Source organism: Monashia sp. HAY1-5C (assembly GCF_056755255.1).
Map to the genome: position 1 here is coordinate 1 of NZ_JBPGXG010000430.1, position 263 is coordinate 263.

At 70.0% G+C, this 263-nt stretch carries 1 protein-coding gene; it reads right to left on the reverse strand.

What is annotated here, in order from left to right:
* Positions 1 to 65: 65 nt before the first annotated feature.
* Positions 66 to 227, reverse strand: a complete 162-nt coding sequence (locus ACR9ZK_RS22320; protein WP_481344122.1) for a hypothetical protein — start codon at positions 225 to 227, stop codon at positions 66 to 68.
* Between the last annotated feature and the right edge of the window lie 36 nt (positions 228 to 263).

Here is a 263-nt window from a genome sequence, read left to right on the forward strand (position 1 = left end):
CCCCCCCCCCCCCCCCCCCCCCCCCCCCCCCCCCCCCCCCCTCTCTCCAACCCAAACCCCCCCCCCTAGATGTAGCTCCGTCTCGTGGGCTCGGAGATGTGTATAAGAGACAGCGGCGAGTCGGTCGAGCACGCTCTTGCCGCCCAGACCGCCGCCTCGATGACCGCGCTCGCGCTGAGCGCCGGCCACGCCAGCCTCGAGGCGCACCGGGCCTGTCTCTTATCCACATCTGACACTGTCGACGACGGAGAGAGTGTAGATCT